The organism is Meridianimarinicoccus zhengii (genome assembly GCF_003254465.1).
Classification (GTDB): Bacteria; Pseudomonadota; Alphaproteobacteria; order Rhodobacterales; family Rhodobacteraceae; genus Meridianimarinicoccus; species Meridianimarinicoccus zhengii.
This window is the reverse complement of sequence record NZ_QDFI01000149.1, coordinates 1-3324: the sequence shown is the minus strand read 5'-3', so window position 1 is coordinate 3324 and position 3324 is coordinate 1. Positions and strand designations below refer to the sequence as shown.

General features: G+C 71.8%; 3 protein-coding genes. All 3 read right to left on the bottom strand.

Annotation, left to right across the window (positions count from 1 at the left end):
• Positions 1-262: 262 nt before the first annotated feature.
• From DDE13_RS22090 to DDE13_RS22080, 3 genes are read right to left on the bottom strand one after another with little or no spacing between them, the layout of a single operon-like run.
• Positions 263-823 (bottom strand): pyridoxamine 5'-phosphate oxidase family protein, encoded by a 561-nt coding sequence (locus DDE13_RS22090; protein ID WP_111406354.1) that lies wholly within the window; start codon positions 821-823, stop codon positions 263-265.
• Positions 816-1901 carry a lipocalin-like domain-containing protein gene (locus tag DDE13_RS22085; protein ID WP_111406353.1) on the bottom strand — a complete coding sequence of 362 codons (1086 nt, stop codon included), beginning with the start codon at positions 1899-1901 and terminating at the stop codon, positions 816-818. Before DDE13_RS22085 ends, DDE13_RS22090 begins: the two co-directional genes overlap by 8 nt.
• Positions 1891-3171, bottom strand: coding sequence for an ABC transporter permease (locus DDE13_RS22080; protein ID WP_235868817.1), 1281 nt, complete (start codon positions 3169-3171; stop codon positions 1891-1893). Before DDE13_RS22080 ends, DDE13_RS22085 begins: the two co-directional genes overlap by 11 nt.
• Positions 3172-3324: the final 153 nt, after the last annotated feature.

The following is a 3324-nucleotide window of genomic DNA, read 5'->3' as shown; positions in this document are numbered from 1 at the left end:
CGGGTCGCGGGGCGGGGTCGTGTCGCGGGGCGGGGGCAGGGTCGGGCCGCCACGCATCGGGATCGTCCGGCATCCGGCGCGGTGGATCGCGCGGGGCCAGGGGCGCCGGCGGCCATGCAGGCCCGCGCGGATCGCTGCGGTCGGGGTCGCTGTGCGGGCGGGATCGGGTCAAGCGCATCATGCTTTCCGAATAGCGCCGAGTCGGTAAACATTCCCCCAACGCCGCCACGGATGCGGGCGGCTCCCTGTCCGGGTCCGCGTGTCAGGGCGTGACCCAGCGGCCCTGCCAGTTCCGGCTGCGGCTGTATTGCGCGCGGTGATGTACGTCGCGCCCCAGGTGCAGCGCATCGATCTCGCGCACGGTGCAGGTCATCACGGCGAAGCGCGACTGGTCGGGCGTCACCGTCAGCGCCTCGGGGCAGTCCATGCCCTGGCCCGGCTCTTCCCCGTTGCCATAGACCCTGCGCGCGGGTTCCGGAATGCGCCGCCATTCGGGGGCCACGCAGGCGCCGGTATCGATGCCGACCTCGCATTTCAGCCGGATCTGAAGATGGGCCTGCGCATCCCATACAAGGATCGTCGCCCGCGGATCGGCCCGCAGTTCCGCGACCTTGGCCGACATCGTGTCGGTGTGCACGTAGAGCTTGCCCGCCGCCGGGTCGGCCCCGCGCAGCACGACCATCCGCGCCTCGGCCCCGCCGGTCTGGCCGGCGGTGGCGAAAGCCACGTGCCGCGCCGCCGCACGCTTGACATGCACGCCCTTGACCAGCGTGTCCCAGACCCGCCCGTGCAGCCTGTCGAGATCGGTCCACCAGTCATGCATAGCCTGTCATCTCCAGATACCCGATCCCGTCATGGCTGCCTGACACGAAGATCGGCCCTTCCCAGTAGGGCACGTTCAACCCCATCCATGACTGGCGATTTAGCGGTCTGGTCACGATGTCCAGCCCGCCCGCGTCCCAAGTGATGCGCCAGTCGACCGGAATCCGCCGCCCGGCCACGGTGGCGTGGTCCAGCGGCTCCAGCATCAGGGCGCCGTCGGGGATGTAGCGCGCGCTGCCGTCGGGCGCGACCCAGGCGCCCGGCACATAATCCGGCCCGGCACTGTCACGCAGCCGGTACACCATCAGCTTCGCCCCGTCCGACAGGTGCAGCGAGAACCAGTCCCAGCCCGTCTGGCTTTCGGCGAGCGGTTGCGAGGACCATTCCCGGTCGAGCCATCCGCGCCCCGTCACCTCCACCGGCCCGCCGGGCAGGTCCAGCCGCCCGGTCACCCGGTAATGGGGCTGGGAGTAGTAATAGCTCGCCTGTCCCCGCGGGGATTTCACCGAATAGCCGCCCTGACCCTGGAACAGCAGCGGCCCTTCGGCGCGCATCTCCAGCGCATAGCCGAAATCGGGTGCGCGGGCCGTCACGTCCAGCCGGTCGAAGGCGTCGGCCATGTCTGCGCCGGGCGGTGTATGCATCCGCCAGTCGTTGATCCACGCGTCGAACGGGGCTGTCGTGACCCCGGCCTGCCCGATCCCGCCACGGGCGAAGGTCTGCGCCGCGAAATGCCGCGCGGCGGTCGTCAGCGCCGCATGGGCGAACCACACCTGCGGGGAGGCCCAGCCCGCGGCCTCAGCCCCCGGTGGCTCAGGCCGCAGGGCGGTGCGGAACAGTGTCCACTGGATGCCGTAGTCCGCCCCGTCCGCACCGCGCAGGTTGGCGGTGACGTACCACCACTCGATCCGGAAATCGGGGTGCGGGCCGTGATCGCGCGGGAACACGAAATCCGGGTCAGGCTGCGGCAGGGTGAAGCCGTCGGCATCCGCCGCGAGCCCCGCGAAGCCCTGCGCCCGCAGCGCCCCCGGCAGCGTTGCCGCCGCCATCAGTCCGAGAACTCTGCGCCTAGCGATCATGGACGAATACCCCCAGCAGATGCGCGGGTGGCCTGCGCCACAGTCGCCACGCGGGCAGCGCCGCGGCCAGCACCGCAGCCAGCCCGGCGGCCAGCGCCAGCCCTGCCCAGTCGGCGGGAAAGAGCCGCATGGGCAGCCGCCAGCCGAACGCCTCCACGTTGACGACCGCGAGCAGCATCCACGCCAGCACCAGCCCCACGGGCAGCGCGAGCACAGCGGTCAGCGCCGCCAGCATCCCGGCCCGCAGCAGTTCAAGCCGCGCCAGCCGTGCCCGCGTCAGCCCCAGTGCCCAGAGCGGGGCCAGTTGCGGAAGCCGCTGGTCCGCCAGCGTCAGGAGGCTCGTGAAGATCGCCACCCCCGCGACCCCCAGCGTCAGCAGGTTCAGCGCTCCGGTGACCGCGAAGGTCTGCTCGAAGATGTCCTGCGACAGCGCCTTCAGGCTCGTCTGGTCGCGCATCCGGTCGGCGGTCAGCCCAAAGCGGTCGCGCAGGGCATCGACCAGCGCGGGCACCTCCGCCGAGGCCACGCGCAAGGCGAACCGGGTCTGGGGGAGGTCGGGATAACGCGCGACAAAGGCCGCATGGGTCAGCACCGCCTGTGCCAGCGGGTTGCCGTAGTCGGAATAGACGCCCAGCACCGGCAGGGTGTCCCCGTCGATGGTGACCCCGTCACCCGGCCCCAACCCGGCCCGGTGGAACAGCTGCTCGTTGATCAGCACGCCGTCGCCTGCCGCCAGTCGGTCCCACACGTCCGGAACCGCATCCAGCAGCGGCCATGCGTCGCGATAGGTGGCGTGGTCGGCCATCGCCATCACCTGCCCGGGGCGGTCCGCGATGGTCGCGGGCGCGCTGGCCAGCGGCAGGATCGCGTCCACCCGCGGTTCGAGCCATGCCGCGATGTCCGCTGCCCGGTCTGCCTCTCCGGCATCGAGATAGATCTCTGCCGCCAGCCGCTGGTCGAGCCACCCGGCGAAGGTCGCACGGAAACTGCCCACCATGGTGGACACGCCGATATTCGCCGCCAGCGCCAGCATCAGCGCCATGAGCGCGAGCGACAGGCCCGGCAATTGCTGGCGCGTGTCGGCCCAGAACCACTGCGCCAGCGGGCCGTGCGCGCGCGCCTCGGCCCATCGAAGCACGCGGGCCAGCGCGGGCGGCAGCAGCAGTGCCGCGCCGATCAGCAGTCCGCCCAGCATGGCGAACCCGGCCGTCAGCCCGCCCGCCACCAGCGGAGCAAGGGCGGCCAGAACCAGCGCGGCGACGCCTGCCACGGCCTGCCGTCGCAAGTTCCGCCCGCCACCAGCGGAGCAAGGGCGGCCAGAACCAGCGCGGCGACGCCTGCCACGGCCTGCCGTCGCAAGTTCCGCCCGCCACCAGCGGAGCAAGGGCGGCCAGAACCAGCGCGGCGACGCCTGCCACGGCCT

What these genes read in the sequence shown, in the direction of transcription:
- DDE13_RS22085 (WP_111406353.1), bottom strand. Translation starts at nt 1,901, where the DNA reads ATGATCGCTAGGCGCAGAGTTCTCGGACTGATGGCGGCGGCAACGCTG.
- DDE13_RS22090 (WP_111406354.1), bottom strand. Translation starts at nt 823, where the DNA reads ATGCATGACTGGTGGACCGATCTCGACAGGCTGCACGGGCGGGTCTGG.